This window comes from Citromicrobium bathyomarinum (genome assembly GCF_038594605.1).
GTDB classification, from domain to species: domain Bacteria; phylum Pseudomonadota; class Alphaproteobacteria; order Sphingomonadales; family Sphingomonadaceae; genus Alteriqipengyuania; species Alteriqipengyuania bathyomarina_B.
In genome coordinates this window covers 575,983-592,962 of the sequence record NZ_JBCFZM010000003.1, presented here as the reverse complement: position 1 = coordinate 592,962, position 16,980 = coordinate 575,983, and the positions used below count along the sequence as shown (strand labels likewise).

Below are 16,980 nucleotides of genomic sequence, written 5' to 3'. Positions count from 1 at the left end.
GTTGCCGACCGAGACGGTGTAGCTCGTCTGGCTCGCATCGAAGCTTGGCGAAAGCGCCCCCTCGCTCGCCGACAGAGCGGACAGCTGCGCATCGTTCGAGGCAGCGCGGGTCACCGCAACCGAGTAGCTCTGGGTGGTGCCATCCGGAGCGGTGACCACCACCGTAATCGGCGTCGTGCCGACCGGCAGCGCCACGGGCGAACTCGCGCTTCCCGAAGTCACCGCGTTGCCCGCGACCGTGATCGTGGCGTCGGCATCCGAAGCACTCGGCGTCAGCGTAATCGTATCGACCTCGTTGCCGACCGAGACGGTGTAGCTCGCCTGCCCAGGATCGAACGCGGGACTCAGGGTTCCCTCGCTCACCGACAGGGCGGACAGCTGCGCATCGCTCGAGGCGGCGCGGGTCACCGCAACCGTGTACTGCCGGGTCGTGCCGTCGGGAGCGGTCACCACGACCGCAATCGACGTCGTGCCGACCGGCAGCGCCACCGGTGCACTCACGCTACCCGAGGCAACGGCATTACCCGCGACCGTGATCGTCGCATCCGCGTCCGAGGCACTTGGGGTCAGCGTAATCGTCTCAACCTCATTGCTGACCGAGACGGTGTAGCTCGTCTGGCTCGCATCGAAGCTTGGCGAGAGCGCCCCTTCGCTCAATGACAGCGCAGACAGTGCCGCATCGCTCGAGGCGGCGCGGGTCACCGCGACCGTGTACTGCTGGGTGGTCCCGTCGGCGGCTGTCACCACCACTTCGATAGTGGTCGTGCCGACCGGAAGCGCAACCGGCGCACTAGCGCTGCCCGAAGCCACCGCATTGCCCGCCACGGTAATCGTTGCGTCGACGTCCGAGGCACTCGGCGTCAGCGTAATCGTATCGACTTCGTGGCCGACCGATACGGTATAGCTCGCTTGCGCCGGATCGAACGCTGGTGACAGCGCCCCCTCGCTTACTCCCAGCGCAGACAGCGCCGCATCATTGGAAAGGTAAGTGAAGGCACCGGTCGCCGTTGCCGAGCCGCCCGGCGATGTAACGACAACGTCGACCCTGCCCGCGCTATTCGCAGGCGCCGTCGCATCGATTTGCGTATCGCTGACTACGGTAAACGCGTTTGCCTGGACGCCTGCGAAGGTGACGCTGTTAGCCGTCAGAAAGCCTGTGCCGGTAATCGCGACAGTGGTGCCGCCTACGGTCAGACCTTCTGCCGGGGCAATGTCGACGATCGTCGGCACCGGCGCTGCCCCGGTTGCGTACAGGTTATAGGTAAAGCTCGGCGTTGCGGCATCATTGCTCGCGATGGTGACCGTCGCGGTGACGCCGCCGATGGCCTTCGGAGCAAACCGAATGTCGAACTCGTAGGAACCACCCGGAGCGATCGTCCTCGACGCGTCCGCCTGCACGACGAAACCGGCCGCAGGTGTCGCAGTGATGCCTGAGACCACGAGATCGGCATCGCCCTCGTTGAAGATCAGGAACCCGCGAGACTCGGAGGACCCGACCATCACCTGGCCGAAATCGGTCCCGGGCGTCGTCGACGCCGAACCGTTGGCGATCGGCTGGACGCCGCCGCTGGTCGAATACACGGCGAGCGTCGGCGGCGCGGCGCGGGTCACTGCGACCGTATATTGCCGCGTTGTGCCGTCCGCTGCGGTCACCACCACTGGGATCGAGGTGGTGCCGACCGACAGCGCAACCGGCGCACTCGCGCTGCCCGAAGCTACCGCATCACCAGCGACCGTGATCGTGGCGTCGGCGTCCGAGGCGGTCGGGCTTAGCGTCATCGCGTCAACCGTGCTGCCCACCGACACTGCGTAGTTCGTTTGCGCGGGGTCGAACGCGGGGCTCAGCGTCCCCTCGCTCACCGACAGCGAGGATAGCTGCGCATCGTTCGAGGCGGCGCGAGTTATCGCGACCGTGTAGGTCTGGGTGGTACCATCCGGAGCGGTTACCACGACCGCAATCGGGGTGGTGCCGACTGGCAGCGCCACGGGCGCACTCGCACTTCCCGAAGCCACCGCGTTGCCAGCGACGGTTATGGTGGCATCTGCGTCCGACGCACTCGGGGTGAGCGTGACCGTATCGACCGCGTTACCGACCGAGACGGTGTAGCTCGTCTGGCTCGCATCGAAGCTTGGCGTCAGCGTCCCTTCGCTCACCGACAGCGCAGACAATGCCGCATCGCTCGAGGCGGCGCGGGTCACTGCAACCGTGTACTGCCGGGTCGTGCCATCGGCAGCGGTCACCACGACCGCAATCGACGTCGTGCCGACCGAAAGCGCAACCGGCGCACTCGCGCTGCCCGAGGCAACTGCGTTACCAGCGACGGTGATCGTGGCACCAGCGTCCGAGGCACTCGGAGTAAGCGCAATCGTCTCGACCTCGTGGCCGACCGATACGGTATAGCTCGCTTGCGCCGGATCGAACGCTGGTGACAGCGCCCCCTCGCTTACTCCCAGCGCAGACAGCGCCGCATCGCTTGAAACGGCACGCGTCACTGCGACCGTGTAGCGCTGGTCGGTGCCATCGGCAGCGGTCACCACCACTTCGATAGTGGTGGTGCCGACCGGAAGCGCCACCGGCGCACTCGCGCTGCCCGAAGCCACCGCCTTGCCAGCCACGGTGATCGTGGCATCTGCGTCCGACGCACTCGGGGTCAGCGCAATCGTATCGACCGCGTTGCCGACCGACACGGTGTAGTCAGACCGCGCGGGATCGAACGTCGGTGACAACACGCCCTCGCTCACCGCCAGCGTCGAGAGCGTCGCGTCGTTGGAAAGGTAGGTAAAACTACGGGTCGCGGTTGCCGCGCCCCCGGGCGAGCTGACGACCACATCGACAGTGCCCGCGACATTGGCAGGCGTCGTCGCATCGATCCGCGTGTCGCTGACTACGGTAAACGCGTCTGCGTTCTCGCCTGCGAAGGTGACACTGGTTACCGTGAGGAAGCCCGTGCCGGTGATCGCGACGCCGGTGCCGCCGGAGAGCGGACCTTCTGCCGGGGCGACGTCCGAAATCATCGGGATGGGCGCGGCGGCCGTGCCGTAGAGGCTGTAGGTAAAGCTCGGCGTCGCGGGGTCGTTGCTTGTGATCGCGATCGTCGTAGTGAAGCTGCCGTCGGTCTGCGGCGCGAAGACAATCGGAAACTCGAAGGAACCGCCCGGAGCGATCGTTGTCGAGGAAGCAGTCGGCAGGGTAAATCCTGCCGCCGGACTCGCGGCAATGCCCGAAACCACGAGATCGACATCGCCATCGTTGAAGATCAGGAATGTGCGCGATCCCGACGATCCGACCGCCACCTCGCCGAAATCGGTCCCCGGCGTCGCCGAAGTCGCGCCGTTGGCAATCGGCTGAACGCCGTCGCTGCTCGAATAGACGCCGATGGTCGGCGGCGCGGCGCGGGCTACCGCAACCGCATATTGCCGCGTCGTACCATCCGCCGCAGTCACGACAACGTCGATCGAGGTCGTGCCGACCGACAGGGCCACCGGCGCGCTCGCGCTGCCGGAGGAGACCGCATTGCCAGCGACGGTGATGGTCGCGCCAGCATCCGAGGCGGTCGGGGTAAGCGTGATCGTATCGACCGTGCTGCCAACCGACACCGAGTAGTCGATCTGCGCCGGATCGAACGTCGGCGTCAGCGTGCCTTCGCTCACCGAGAGGCCGGACAGGGACGCTTCTCCGGAGAGGTAGCGATAGCCATCGGTCGCCGTCGCTGCGCCACCCGGCGAGGTGACGACCACATCGACTGTGCCCAACGGATTTGCAGGTGTGGTCGTGTCGATCCGCGTGTCGCTGACAACGGTAAACGCATCTGCGGCCACGCCGTCGAAGGTCACGCTGGTCGCCGTCAGAAAGCCCGTGCCGGTGATCGTTACAGCGGTGCCGCCGGATGCCGAACCCTCTGTCGGTGTGATGCCGGTTATCGTCGGGAGAGGCGCGGCGGCAGTTGCGTACAAACTATAGCTGAAGGAGGGCGTGGCAGGATCGTTGCTTGCAACGGCGATGGTCGTCGCGAAACTGCCTTCACTCGTGGGCGCAAACCGGATTTCGAACTCGTAGGAACCGCCCGGCACGATGGTCCTCGATGACTCGGCCGGCACTTCAAATCCTGCCGCAGGCGTAGCGGTGATACCCGAAATGACGAGATCGGCATTGCCAGTATTGGTGATCAGGAACCTGCGCGATGCGGAAGCGCCGACCATCACTTCGCCGAAATCGGTCCCCGGCGTTGCCGAGGTCGTACCGTCGGCAATCGCCTGAACGCCGCCGGTGGTCGAATACATGGCGATCGTCGGCGGCGCGGCGCGGGTTACTGACAAGGTATAGCTCAGGGTGGCGCCGTTCCCGGCCGTCACCGTCACCGGAATCGAGTTTGTGCCCACGTTCAAAGTAATCGGCGCGCTTGCGCTGCCCGAAGCCACTGCATTGCCCGCTACCGTCACCGTGGCTCCGGCATCGGAGACGGTCGGCTTTACGCGGATGGAATCGACCGGCGTGTCGACGGCTACCGCATAGCTGGTCCGGCCCGGGTCGAAGGCAGGCGTCAGCGTGCCCTCGCTCACCGCCAGGTCCGACAGCGTCGCATCGCTCGACGCGGCGCGAGTGACGGCAATGGTGTATTCCAGCATGGTGCCATCCGCCGCAGTGACGACGACCGCGATCGCGTTGCTGCCGATGGTCAGCGCCACCGGCGCGCTCGCGCTGCCCGAAGCGACTGCGTTGCCGGCGACGGTGATAGTGGCGTCGGCATCCGCAGCGGTGGGCGTCACTGTGATCGATGTGACCGAATTGGCGACGTCGACCAGATAGTTCGTGTTGAACGGGCCGAAGGCAGGCTGGAGCGTGCCTTCGCTAAGCGTCAGGGCCGAGAGCTTGGCATCGTTGGACGGCACGCGCGTCACCGCCACGTCGTATTGCTGCGTCGTGCCATCGGCTGCGGTCACCACCACCGCAATCGAGGTGGTACCAACGGGGAGCGCTACGGGTGCGCTGGCATTGCCCGAGGTCACTGCATTGCCCGCGACCGCAACCGTCGCTCCGGCATCGGCCACCCGCGGCGTGAGCGTGATCGTATCGACATCATTGCCGACCGAAACCGCATAGCTCAGCTCTGCCGGATCGAACGCGGGAGAGAGCGCACCATCGCTCGGCACCAGGCTGACGAGCGTCGCGTCGCTCGACGGGGCTCGCGTCACCGCCACGGTATATTGCTGCGTCGTCCCGTCGGCGGCTGTGACGATCACCGCAATCGATGTCGTGCCAGCGTTCAGCGCGACCGGCGTGCTCGCGCTACCCGAGGCAGTCATGCTCCCGGCCACGCGAATCGTCGCGCCCGCATCCGAGGCGGTCGGGGTCAGCACGATCGACGTGACCGAATGGGCCACCGCAACCGCATAGCTCAGCTCGCCGGTATCGAAGGCCGGGGTCAGCGACCCTTCGCTCACCGTAAGCGCGGAGAGCGTCGCATCGTCCGAGGGCGCGCGTGTGACGGTCACCGAATATTGGCGGTTCGTACCGTCGGCGGCATTCACCCGGACCACGATCCTTGTGACGCCGACCGGCAGCGCAATCGAAGCGCTTGCGCTTCCCGAAGCCACCGCGTTTCCGTCGACGGTGATCGTTGCCCCGGCATCGTTCGCCGTCGGGGTCAGCGTGATCATGTCGACCGAATGCGCGACCCGGACACTATAGTCTTGCTCAGCGGCGTCGAACGTGGGCGAGAGCGTGCCGTCGCTCGGCACAAGGCTCGCCAGAGTCGAATCGCCGGAAAGGAAGGTATAGCCATCGGTGGCCGTGGCGCTGCCGCCCGGCGAGGTGACGACCACATCGACGGCGCCCGCTGGATGCTCGGGTGTCGTTGCCTGGATCGCGGTATCGCTCAAGACGGTGAAGGCGGTGGCATCGGTGCCGCCGAAGGTCACGCTCTGCGCAGTCAGGAACCCCGTACCGGTGATGGTGACCGAGGCGCCGCCCCGCGCGACTCCCTCGTCCGGCGAGACCGAGCCGATTGTCGGCAGCGGCGCCACTCCGTTTGCATAGACCGCAAAGCTGTAGGTCGGCGCGTTCGGATCATTGCTGGCTATCGAAACGGTTGCGGTCACGTCGCCCGTGCTCGTCGGCCTGAAGGGAATCGTGAACTGGTAACTTCCGCCGGGCTGCAACGTCTCCGACGTCAGCGCGGGGACCGAGAAGCCATCCGAAGGCGTGACGGAGAGGCCGGTCAGCGTCAGCGGTGCGTCGCCGGCGTTGTTGACGACGAACAGGCGCGTGCCCTGCCCTCCGACATTGACCTGGCCGAAATCGGTGCCGGGAGTGGCTGCGGTGCTGCCATTGGCGACGGCAGCCTGACCGCCGGTCATCGAATAGACCTGGACCGTCGGCGGCGCGGCCCGCGTGACGGGAAGGCTGTAGACACGCGACGCACCATTGGCGGCCATCACCTGCACCGTAATCGGGGTGGTGCCGACGACGAGAGGAATGGGCGCGGTCGCGGTTCCCGATGGCGTCGCGGTGCCGTTCACCCTGATCGTGGCGCCCGCATCCGACGCGGTCGGTGTCACTGTGATGGTCTCGACGTCGCTGGCGACCCTTACCGTATAACTGCCGCGCGCAGTATCGAATGCAGGCGTAAGCGTGCCCTCGCTGACCGAGAGCGCGGCGAGCGAGGCATCGCTCGACAGCGCGCGCGTTACGACGACATTATACTGCCGGGTCGTGCCGTCGGGGGCGGTCACTTCGGCCGCGATCATGTTCTGACCCGCCGACAGTGCGATCGGATCGCTCGCCTGGCCCGATGTCACGGCGATGCCCGCCACGGTGATCGTGGCCCCGGCATCCGATGCGGTGGGCGTCAGGGCGATCGTCGCGACCGCTTCGCCAACCGAGACTGCATAGTCGGTTTCTGCGGGGTCGAACGCCGGGCTCAGCGTCCCCTCGCTGACCGACAGCGATGCCAGCGTCGCGTCGCTCGAAGCGAGGTAAGTGTAGCCATTGGTGGCGGTCGCGGTGCCACCGGCGGTGGTCACGACGATATCGACGGCACCCGAGGCGTGGGCGGGCGAAACCGCTTCGATCTCGGTGTCGCTCACCACGGTAAAACTCGTCGCGGCGGTGCCGTCGAAGGTGACGCTTTGCGCGGTCAGGAAGCCCGTACCGGCTATCGAGACAGTCGTGCCACCCACCGCGGGGCCCTCGGCAGGTGAAATCGTGCCGGCGGTCGGCACGGGCGCGACAGCGGAGCCTTCCATGTCGAAAGTGAAGACGGGCGTATTCGGATCGTTGCTCGCGATCGAAACCGTGGTCGGGAAGTCGCCTTCGGCCTTTGGATCGAAGAACACATCGAAGGCCTGGAAGCTACCTGCGGGAATCGTGCCGGACGACACGATCGACATCCGGTAGCCCTCGATCGGCGAGGCGGAAGCTGCGAAGGTCAGGTCCGCATTGCCCGCATTATACACGACGAACTGTCGGGTGTCGGACGCGCCGACGGCGATGGTGCCGAAATCGGTCCCCGGGGTGGTTGCAGCACCATTTTGTACCGGCGAACCGTTGAGAAAAACGAACATGGCCGGCGCCGCCGCCTCGGCGGCTCCCTGCACAGTGAAGCTGTATATCGGGCTGTCCGGATCGTCGCTGCCGATCCGCACCACCGCATCGAATGCCCCCTCGGCGGCAGGGTCGAAGCGGATTGTAATCGACGCGGTCCCGTCTGGAGCGATCATATTCGGCGTCGCCCCGACAAGGCTGAAAGCGCTGCCGGTGGCGTTGTCGACGGTGACCGACGAAACCGTCAGCGTGCTCGCCCCGTCGTTGTGCAGCACAAATGTCCGGTCGACGGCGCTCTCTCCGACAACGACTTCGCCGTAAAACGTTCCGTCGGCGTTGCGCGGCGACGTATCCCCGCTCGCGATCGTGTTGCCTCTGCCCGTCACGCGCAGGACACCCCCCGGCGGCGGGTTGAAGGTCGCAGTGCGGATATCCGACGGACGATTGTACCTGCCCGATCCGTCGACCGCGACGTTGGCCGGGACCTGCACGCTGAATTGCCCCGACGCTGCTGGGCTCAGGGTCACGACGTAATTGGCACCGGAACCGCTCAGCGTCGCGCTGGCGTTGGTCGTCACCAGATCGCTGGCGGTGAAACCCGTGACGGGAGCCGAAAAGGTGATGCTGGACGTGAAGGTATTGCTACCGGCATCGGTGAGCGCGCCTAGCGTGACAGTCGGACCGGAGGTCGCGACGCCTTCGCCGAACACCTGAAAGGTGTAGCTGGGATTGTTCGGATCGTCGCTCGACACACTGATCGTTTCCGAAAACGGCCCACCTGCGTTCGGATCGAATTCGACCGGGACCGACTGGCTGCCGCCCGCGCCGATCACCCCCGTGTTGTTTTGCGTAAGCCGGAATACGCTTCCCGGAGACACCGAAATATCGGTGATGTTCAGCGGCGCGTCGCCGGGATTGTAGAGCAGGAAGTAACGCACTACCACGCTGCCTGTCTCTTCGACGGTCCCGAAATCGGTTGCCGCACTCGGAGATGAGGAACCGTTGGGCACAGCCACCGCCGAGCCGTCGACGATGCCGTAAACCTGCAACACGGGCTGGGCCGCGGCGGCGGCGGGCAGAAGCAGCGCAAGCGCCGCGAGAATGACGGAAACGATCGATCCCCGGACGGCGGAAGGCGTCCGCATGAGGGCGGCGGATAGCGAGTGGCGCAGTTCTGCCAATCTCGCCCAGAAACGCCATTCGGCGCAGCCGAAGCCACGCCCTGCGCTTGTTCCGAATGCCACTTTTGCCCACCCCTACAACGCGATCAATGCCCGGGTGCGGCGGCGGCACGTCCCTGAATGCCGATCCGCATTTTCCCGGATTGAACCAGTTGGTTGGCGGTTTAAGATTTTGGTAACGACCGGACCATCTACGGATCCATTGATATTCGGTCGATTTGACGTCTGCTATGGCCCTATTCAGAACGCCGAATTGTACCGTTGAGGCACAATCCTGCACAGCCCCGCTCTCCCAGAGCGACCGCGCGATTGATCGGGGGTAAGAAAGTCAGACGTTGAAACATCATTCCTACCTACCCGTAACGGCAGAACCGCGGTGAATGACAGGTCTGTTCAGGTCGTATCCTCGCCGGTCGATGTCGTAATCGTCGAAGACCGGAGGGAGACCGCCGATCGCCTCGCGCGGGCTTTGTTACAGCTTACACAGGTGCGGACCTGCTCGATCGCACGCTCGGTGCGGGAAGGTCTTTTCGAACTCTCTCAGGTCAGGCCGCGGGCAATTCTCGTCGACCTGGGCCTGCCGGACGGCTCCGGCGTAGAGATCATCCGTGCCGCCCAGGCCGCCGACTGGCCCTGCGACAGCCTGGTCGTCACGGTCTTCGCCGATGAGGACCGCGTGATCGAAGCGATTGCAGCGGGTGCGACCGGCTATATCCTCAAGAACGACCGGCCCGAGGAAGTCGGGCGCAACCTGCTGACCGTTCTCGAAGGGGGAAGCCCGATCAGCCCCCAGATCGCGCGCTATCTCCTCAATATGGTCCCGCAGCCCGAAGAGCCGCAGGACGATGCCCTCCAGATCGGTCTTACCGCGCGGGAGAAGGACATTCTCCGGTTGATTGCGCACGGTTTCAAACGTCAGGAGGTCGCCGAGAAGCTGAATATCACGGTCGGCACCGTCGGGACACATATCCACAACGTCTACCGCAAACTTGAGGTCAGTTCGAACACCCAGGCCGTCGCCACCGCAAATCGCCTCGGCCTGTTTTGAAGGAATTGCTGAGCGAAAGGGGCGAGGTCGAAGCTGCGCCGCGCGGGTTGTTGCGCACGATCTGTCTGCTTTTGGCGATCCCGCTTTTCGTCGGCGCACTGACCGTACTGATCCAGCTACTGGCCATTAACCCCTATCCCGAGATGACGCGGGGCGAGCGCCTCGACAGCGCCGAGCTATGCCTTCAGCGCGCGAATGCGCCCCAGCCGGACTGTCAGGATTTCAGGCCCGTCACGCTCCCCCATGTCACCACGCTGGAGCGCGGTACGAGCGTGGTGGGTGCCCACTACCGGCTCAGTTTCGACAGGCCCGTCAGCGATGATCTTCTGGCCTTCGTGGCACCGCGGGTGACCGACCATGCAAGGATCGAGGTCAACGGCATAAGGATGTCGCCAAACTCCGAACCGGACGGCCCGCTGTGGCACGACTGGAACAGGCCGATTTACGGTGTCTTGCCAGGGCCGGTGCTGCGCCCCGGTACCAACCAAATCGACATCACCCTGACGCAATCGGATATCGGCCGACTGGCGCTCTATCCCGTCTATGTCGGGGAAGCGGACGCCATCCGGCTGACCTGGCTGACCCGGTTCGCGTTCCGGACCGGCATGGTGCGGATGAACATCGGTCTGGCCGCCATTCTCGGGGCCGCGTTCTTCGCGCTCTGGCGAATGAACCGTCGGGGACAGGGCTTGGGCTGGCTCCCCCTGGCGATGGCAGGCGCAACGATCTTCGGCTGGCAACTCGCCTACCCCAATGTGGCCCCGCCAGGGCCCTGGTGGAAATTTGCCTCGATCCTGGCGATGCATGGGACCGCCTATTGCCTCTACATGTTTCTGCGCGACTTCTTTCAGGAACGTTCGCAATTGGCGTTCGTGGCGGTGCACGCAACGATCGCCGCCGGCTTGGCGATCCTGGTTGCGGGGCACCCGGTGCTGGGCATCAGTGCAGCTGGCGTGAGTTTCATCGGCGTCGCTGTTGCTGTAATCTGCATCCTCTGGATCCTGATATCGACACCGCTTCTCGCGCTCGTGGACCGCTTCGTGCTCGTCTTGCTGTTCAGCCTCTCGGCGAGTTGCGGGGTTACCGCCTGGCTCGATTCGTTCATGGCCGGTGAGGTCGTGCGGCTCCCCCTGGGGCAGGTCGCGGTGACCCTCCTGTTCGCGGGGATCAGCTGGACGCTGGTGCAATGGCTGGTCGAGATGAAGCGGCAGCGCGACCGGCTCAGCGAGTCGCTGCGGGATCAGGTGCGCGCCAAATCGGCGGAACTGGACGAAATGTATCGCGCGCTGAGTCGCCAGAAGGAAAAGCAGGTCGTCGCGCAGGAACGGCAGCGGATCATGCTCGACCTGCATGACGGCATCGGCGGGCAACTGGTCAACACGCTCGCCTATCTCGAAAACTCGGGCAGGGACGACCCCGTGTTGCGCAACGCGTTAGAGGATGCGCTGGGCGACATGGCGCTGATGATCGACAGCCTCCACTCCGATGTAGAGATATCGGCCGCGCTCGGGATGATCCGCAACCGGCTGGAACCGCTGCTCGATCGCCATCACGCCCGCTTCGAATGGAAGGTGGAAGGCGATCCCCGGTTCGACAATCCGACGCGCTCCAAAATCCTCGGGCTGATGCGCATCGTGCAGGAAGCTATTACGAATGCGGTCAAGCATTCCGGCGCCGACGTCATCACCGTGCAATCGGGCGAGCGCGATATCTGGATAACGGACAATGGCAGTGGCTTCGATCCGCTGCTGGAAGCCCATCGCCACCCTTCGGAAAGTGGGCTTGGCCTCAAGGGTATGCGGCAAAGATCGGCCGACATCGGTGTCACGCTGGAAATCGAAACCTCGAACAAGGGCACTTCGGTCCACCTGTCCTGGTGAATGCCGGCCGCTGGCGGCCGAAGCAGTTCTTCAGCCGCAAGGAGCCCTGGGCAGGCTCAACTGGAGAACGGTCGGGTTCGCTCCGGCCAGTTCCAGCGATCCTCCATGGCCACGGGCAATCTGACGGGCGAGCGAAAGTCCGATCCCGGAGCCCTCGGGCTTGGTAGTGTGGAAGGGGCGAAAGACGAAGGCCGCGCTTTCCGGCTGCACCCCCGCCCCATTATCGGCGACGGCAATCACCAACCGGTTCTCCTCGTATGTCATCGACAGGGCGGCGCGCGGGTCCTCTGCGGCGATAGTGGCTTCAGCCGCATTATTGAGCAGGGCCCAGACCGCCTGGTGTACCTGGTCGCGATCCATCGCCCATTCGCCAACCTCGCCGATATCAAGCGTGAGCGCGACCGTCGGCCAGCGCCGGGCGAAGAGCTGCGCCAGATCTTGTCCGAACTGGTCGAGCGCAACGGGCGTGACGATCGGCTCGGGCAGGCGCGCAAGCGCGCGGTAATCCGTGGCGAAGCGCTGCAGGCCGTCGGCGCGGCGGGCTAGCGGGCCGAGGATTTCCGCGAGCAGCGCGGTATCCACCGGCTCCTGCGTGGCCGCCGTCTGCGCGCTCTGGGCCAGTGACACGATCGGCGAGAGTCCGTTGAGCAACTCGTGGCCCAGCACCTCGATCATATCCGCACTTGCGCGCGCCTCGGCGGCCAGTTCCTCGCGCTCGACATCGATCAATGCGGCGACCGTCACCCCCGACGAGGCCTCGACCCGGTCGATCCGCCACCGGCGTCCCTCGTGGCGCAATGTCGATGCAGAAGGATCGAGCAGCGCTGTCGGCACAGGGACGATGCGGTCATCGGAGGCGAAGATCGTCCGCGCCGCGCGGTTGAGCACGCGGGCCGTATCGCGATCTATCGCGAGCAGCGGAGTGGGTGCGGCATCGAGCAAAAGGCGGTGCACCGCCGCATCTTCATCCTCTGCATCGCTGCCCGGTTCCGATGGGCGCGAAGGCACCAGGGCGGCATTCCACCATGCGAGCGCAAGTGCCCAACACCCCGTCAGCATCGCACCGACCAGCAGGCCCCAGCGCCCGGTGTCCCAGGCAAATGCCGCGACAAATGCGCTAGCGAGCAGGCCAACCCCCAGCGCAGCCGCCCGCCACCCACGTCGATGGTAGAGCATCACAGGCCGTGGCGCTCCATCCGGCGGTAAAGCGCGCCACGGCTCAGTCCCAGCGCCTTGGCCGCATGGCTGACATTGTGGTGATGTTCGGCCAGCGCGGCGGCGATCATCGCCTTCTCCGTGCGATCGAGATCGAACCTGGGCGTGTTCTCTTCGGCAGGAGCAGCCGCGCAACGCGCGCCGATCGACAGGATGCCGGTATCGATCGTCCCGTCATCCGACAGCAAAACAGCGCGCTCCATTTCAGCGGCCAGACCACGCGCCTCATCGGGCCAGTCGGCCTCGCGCAAAGCGGTTTCAACCGCTTCGGTCAGCCGTGGTGCCGCGCGTCCGAAGCGAGCTGCCGCATCATTCAGGAAATGGCGCGCAAGGATCGGGATGTCCGCTCGCCGCTGCGCCAGCGACGGCACGGGAAGTTCAATCGTCGCGATGCGGCGGCGCAGTGCAGGGGTTAGCGCATCGATCCGATCGGCGATCGCGATCGGACGGGCAATTTCGGGCAGCAGCCGTGCGAGTCGATCCTGCGCCAGCTCTTCGAGCCGCTCGGGATAGCGCAGGATCACGCTGCCTGCCGCATCCTCGATCCCGTCGAGCGCCCCCGCTTCGCGCAGGTCGATCCGCAGCGGCGCGTTCTGCGCATCGGCGGAGGCTGCATGGACCGCGAGCGCAGTCAGCATCCGCCCTGCCCCCGATGGCCCGGTGATCGTGATCCCGGCCATGGTCGGCCCGACCCGGCGGATCAGCTGACGCAGCTCTTCGATGCGAGCGCTCTCGCCAAGAATGCGCGCAGGTGGCGTGCTACGTTCGGCACCGGGCGCGCCCGCATTCGTGGTGACCGGCCCGCGGTCCACCGCAGCTTCCACCTTGCCGATCAGATCCGCGTTGTTCCACGGCTTGACCGCGAAATCGCGCGCACCCGCCTGCATGGCTGCGACCGCCATTCGGACCCCGCCATGCGCGGTCAGCACGACGACGCAGGCGCCGGGATCGTCCGCCATGATCCGGTCGAGGCAGGCGAGCCCTTCCTTGCCGTCGCTCTTTCCCGGAGTGAAATTGAGATCGAGCACGATCCCATCGAATTGGGTTCGCGCCAGTTGGGAGACCGCCGCCTCAGGTTCGTGAGCCACGGTCAGGCGGTGACCGGCCATGCGAAAGGCGATCTCCATCGCGCTCGCAACCTCGGGCCGGTCGTCGATCAGGAGAATCGCCAGGCCGGGCTCTTCGCTTGACGCTTCGCGCTGCTGTCCACTTGTGTGTCCGGCGATGGACGGCCCGGCTGACGGGCAGTGTTAGAATTCCGTTTAATCATAATAACTTAGGTCTCTGGGCCATGTTCGGCGATACTGGGGACATGATGACGCACACAGCCGAACAGTCCAACAATTTGTCTACGCCCACACCCGGTGCCGCGATGGATCGCAAGGTCGAGAAAAAGAGGGCCCCGTGGTGGCGCGACAAGCGGCTGCTGATCGCCCTCGCGGTGATCGCGATTGCCATTGTCGGGTGGCGTGCGATCCCCGCCCGTGGATCGACCAATGTCGATGCCGACGAGATCCAGACCGGCAAAGTGGCCCGTGCGGCCTTCGACGATTACCTGCCCGTCCGCGCCAGAGTCGTTCCGGCCACGACCACGCTGGTCGGGGTGATGAGCGGGGGACAGGTCGAGGAGCTCTTCGTTCAGGACGGCGCGCTGGTAACGAAAGGCCAGCCGCTCGCGCGGCTCGCCAATCCCGATCTCGAGCTCACCGTGCTGAGCCAGGAAGCGCAGATCGCCAGCCAGCTGGGCGGCGTCGCGGGTCAGAATCTGGGCATCCAGCGTTCGCGCGTCGATCGCGCGGGCCAGGTCGCGGCCGCCGAATATGACCTGGTTCGCGCCCGCCGCGATCTCGATATCCGCCGACAACTTCACGACAAGGGCTTCGTCTCCGATGCCGGGGTGAACAGCTATCAGGAAGAGGTCGACTACCAGACCGAGCGCCTCGCACAGCTGCAAAACGGACGTGCCAACGAGGCGAGGATTACCGCGACGCAAGGCCAGATGCTCGATGCCACGCGTGCGCGCCTTCAGAACAACCTCGCCGCCGTGCGCGGCAGTCTCGATGCGCTCACGATCCGCGCCCCCATGGCGGGCCGCCTGACCAATTTCCCGTTCCAGCCGGGCCAAACGCTCGCCAGCGGAGATTCCGCGGGGCAGGTCGATAGCGAAGGCGACTGGAAGCTCGAGGCCGAGGTCGACGAATATTACCTCGGCCGGGTCGAGGTCGGCCAGAAAGCCACCACGTCCGACGGTGCGACGCTGACCGTATCGAAGGTCCTGCCAACCGTCACCGAAGGCCGCTTCCGCGTCGAGCTGACTTTCGAGACGACGCCGAAACAGGATCTCAATCGCGGGCAGACGCTCGAGGTGCGGATCACGCTCGGCGCTGCAACGCCTGCGCTGATTGCGCCGGTCGGCGCGTGGCTGAGCGAAGGCGGCTCGTCGGCCTTCGTGGTCGATCCCGATGGCAAGCACGCCCGCCGGGTGAGCGTAAGAATCGGTCGCCGCAATCCGCGGCAGGTCGAAATCCTGTCAGGCCTCGAACCGGGCCAGCGCATCGTCACCAGCAATCTCGCCCGGGTGAAGGGCGACACCATCAATATCCGCTGAAAAGAGAGATGAACTTCGTGATCAAGCTCGAAAATATCGAACGCAGCTACACCTCGGACGAGGTCGAGACGACCGCTCTCGTCGATGTGAACCTCGACGTGGCGGAAGGCGAATTCCTCGCCATCATGGGCCCGTCGGGCTGTGGCAAATCCACCTTGCTCAACACGCTGGGCACGATCGACCGACCGACATCAGGCCATTACTGGTTCGGTGACACCGATCTCGCCGCGATGGCCGAGAAGAAACTGGCCAGGTTTCGCGCCGCGCAGCTCGGCTTCGTGTTTCAGAGCTTCAACCTGATCGACGAACTGACGATCGAGGAGAACGTTGCGCTCGGCCTCGCCTATCGCAAGGACCTGTCAGGCAACAAGGCGGAGCGGGTCGCCTCGGCCATGGATACGGTCGGCATTGCCCACCGCGCGCGCCATTTCCCGCACCAGCTTTCAGGCGGCCAGCAACAGCGCGCCGCAATCGCCCGCGCGATCGTGGGCCAGCCGAAGCTGATCCTCGCGGACGAACCGACCGGCAACCTCGACACCGCCAATGGCGAGCAGGTGATGAAGATCCTCACCGCCCTCAACGATGGCGGTGCGACCATCGTGATGGTCACCCACTCTCCAAGCCACGCCGACATAGCAAAGCGGCGGATCGACATGCTCGACGGCCGCATAGTCGCCAGCGCCATGCGCGCGCTTTGAGGAGGACGCACCCATGGCACGCAAACTCTCGCTATCGCTTCTCGCCCTCCCGTTGATCCCCTGCGCCGCCGACGCGCATGAGCAGCCCAAACCGACCGCCTCTGCGCAAAGCGCCGAGAAGGTCAGCGGCGTGCTCACACTGGAGGGATACGACGCCATCAGGCTCTCGGGCTGCGACGAAGCCACCGTGCGGCGGGGCGCGTCCTTTGCGGTGACCGTCCGCGGCACCGAGCGCGATCTCGCGCTGCTCGAAGCCGAGACGCGCGGGCCCCGGCTGGTACTCGACCGCAAGAAGGGCGGCTGCAAGGACGGCTATGTTCCAATCGCGATCGGGATCACGCTACCGGCGCTGCGCGAGGTCGAACTCTCCGGTGCCACGCGCATGGCGATCGAACGTTTCTCCGGGCCCCGCTTCGAGGCAAAGCTTTCCGGCGCAAGCGAGCTCGACCTGACCGGACTCGAGATCGGCGATGGCGAGCTGCACCTTTCCGGCGCGTCCGAACTGCGGGCCACGTCGATCATGGCGGATATTGTCACGCTCGACCTTTCCGGAGCCGCCGAAGCGAACATCGCCGGATCGGCCAAGGTGGTTGCGATCGGCAGCAGCGGTGCGAGCGAGGCGGACACGCGCGACCTCCTGGCCCCGCAGGTCACCGCCACTGCTTCGGGCAATGCCTCGATCAGGGCGCACGCCAGCCGGACTGCTGCGCTCTCCGCCTCTGGCGTGAGCAGCATCCGCGTCACCGGCGGCGCGACCTGCACCCTCAGCAAGGGCGGCCAAGCCCAAACCGCCTGCGATTGAACCGC

At 65.5% G+C, this 16,980-nt stretch carries 8 protein-coding genes; 5 read left to right on the top strand and 3 right to left on the bottom strand.

Annotated features, from left to right (window positions below; genetic code table 11):
* Positions 1-8,787: beta strand repeat-containing protein (locus AAG612_RS14195; RefSeq protein ID WP_342511189.1), on the bottom strand; the 8,787-nt coding region annotated here is incomplete at its 3' end.
* Positions 8,788-9,100: 313 nt separating this feature from the next.
* On the opposite strand from AAG612_RS14195, the gene AAG612_RS14190 reads away from it, so the two are divergent.
* Positions 9,101-9,772, top strand: coding sequence for a LuxR C-terminal-related transcriptional regulator (locus AAG612_RS14190; RefSeq protein ID WP_342511186.1), 672 nt, complete (start codon positions 9,101-9,103; stop codon positions 9,770-9,772).
* Positions 9,773-9,777: 5 nt separating this feature from the next.
* Positions 9,778-11,652, top strand: a complete 1,875-nt coding sequence (locus tag AAG612_RS14185; RefSeq protein WP_342511184.1) for a sensor histidine kinase — start codon at positions 9,778-9,780, stop codon at positions 11,650-11,652.
* Between the two features lie 30 nt (positions 11,653-11,682).
* Here the strand turns inward: AAG612_RS14185 and AAG612_RS14180 are convergent, their stop codons facing one another.
* Both AAG612_RS14180 and AAG612_RS14175 read right to left on the bottom strand, forming a co-directional pair.
* Entirely contained in the window at positions 11,683-12,828 is a 1,146-nt protein-coding gene (locus AAG612_RS14180) for a sensor histidine kinase (protein ID WP_342511182.1), read from the bottom strand.
* On the bottom strand, positions 12,828-14,024 hold the full coding sequence (locus AAG612_RS14175; protein WP_342511223.1) for a sigma-54-dependent transcriptional regulator: 1,197 nt from the start codon (positions 14,022-14,024) through the stop codon (positions 12,828-12,830). Before AAG612_RS14175 ends, AAG612_RS14180 begins: the two co-directional genes overlap by 1 nt.
* A 155-nt stretch (positions 14,025-14,179) precedes the next feature.
* Here AAG612_RS14175 and AAG612_RS14170 point away from each other — a divergent pair, with 155 nt between their 5' ends.
* Genes AAG612_RS14170 through AAG612_RS14160 form a run of 3 tightly spaced genes read left to right on the top strand, consistent with a single transcriptional unit; the run spans position 14,180 to position 16,975 of the window.
* Positions 14,180-15,475: an efflux RND transporter periplasmic adaptor subunit gene (locus AAG612_RS14170; RefSeq protein WP_342511180.1), complete on the top strand. Its 1,296-nt coding sequence runs from the start codon at positions 14,180-14,182 to the stop codon at positions 15,473-15,475.
* Between the two features lie 17 nt (positions 15,476-15,492).
* Positions 15,493-16,173 carry an ABC transporter ATP-binding protein gene (locus AAG612_RS14165; RefSeq protein ID WP_342511178.1) on the top strand — a complete coding sequence of 227 codons (681 nt, stop codon included), beginning with the start codon at positions 15,493-15,495 and terminating at the stop codon, positions 16,171-16,173.
* 13 nt (positions 16,174-16,186) lie between these two features.
* Positions 16,187-16,975 carry a GIN domain-containing protein gene (locus AAG612_RS14160; RefSeq protein ID WP_342511176.1) on the top strand — a complete coding sequence of 263 codons (789 nt, stop codon included), beginning with the start codon at positions 16,187-16,189 and terminating at the stop codon, positions 16,973-16,975.
* Positions 16,976-16,980 lie beyond the last annotated feature (5 nt).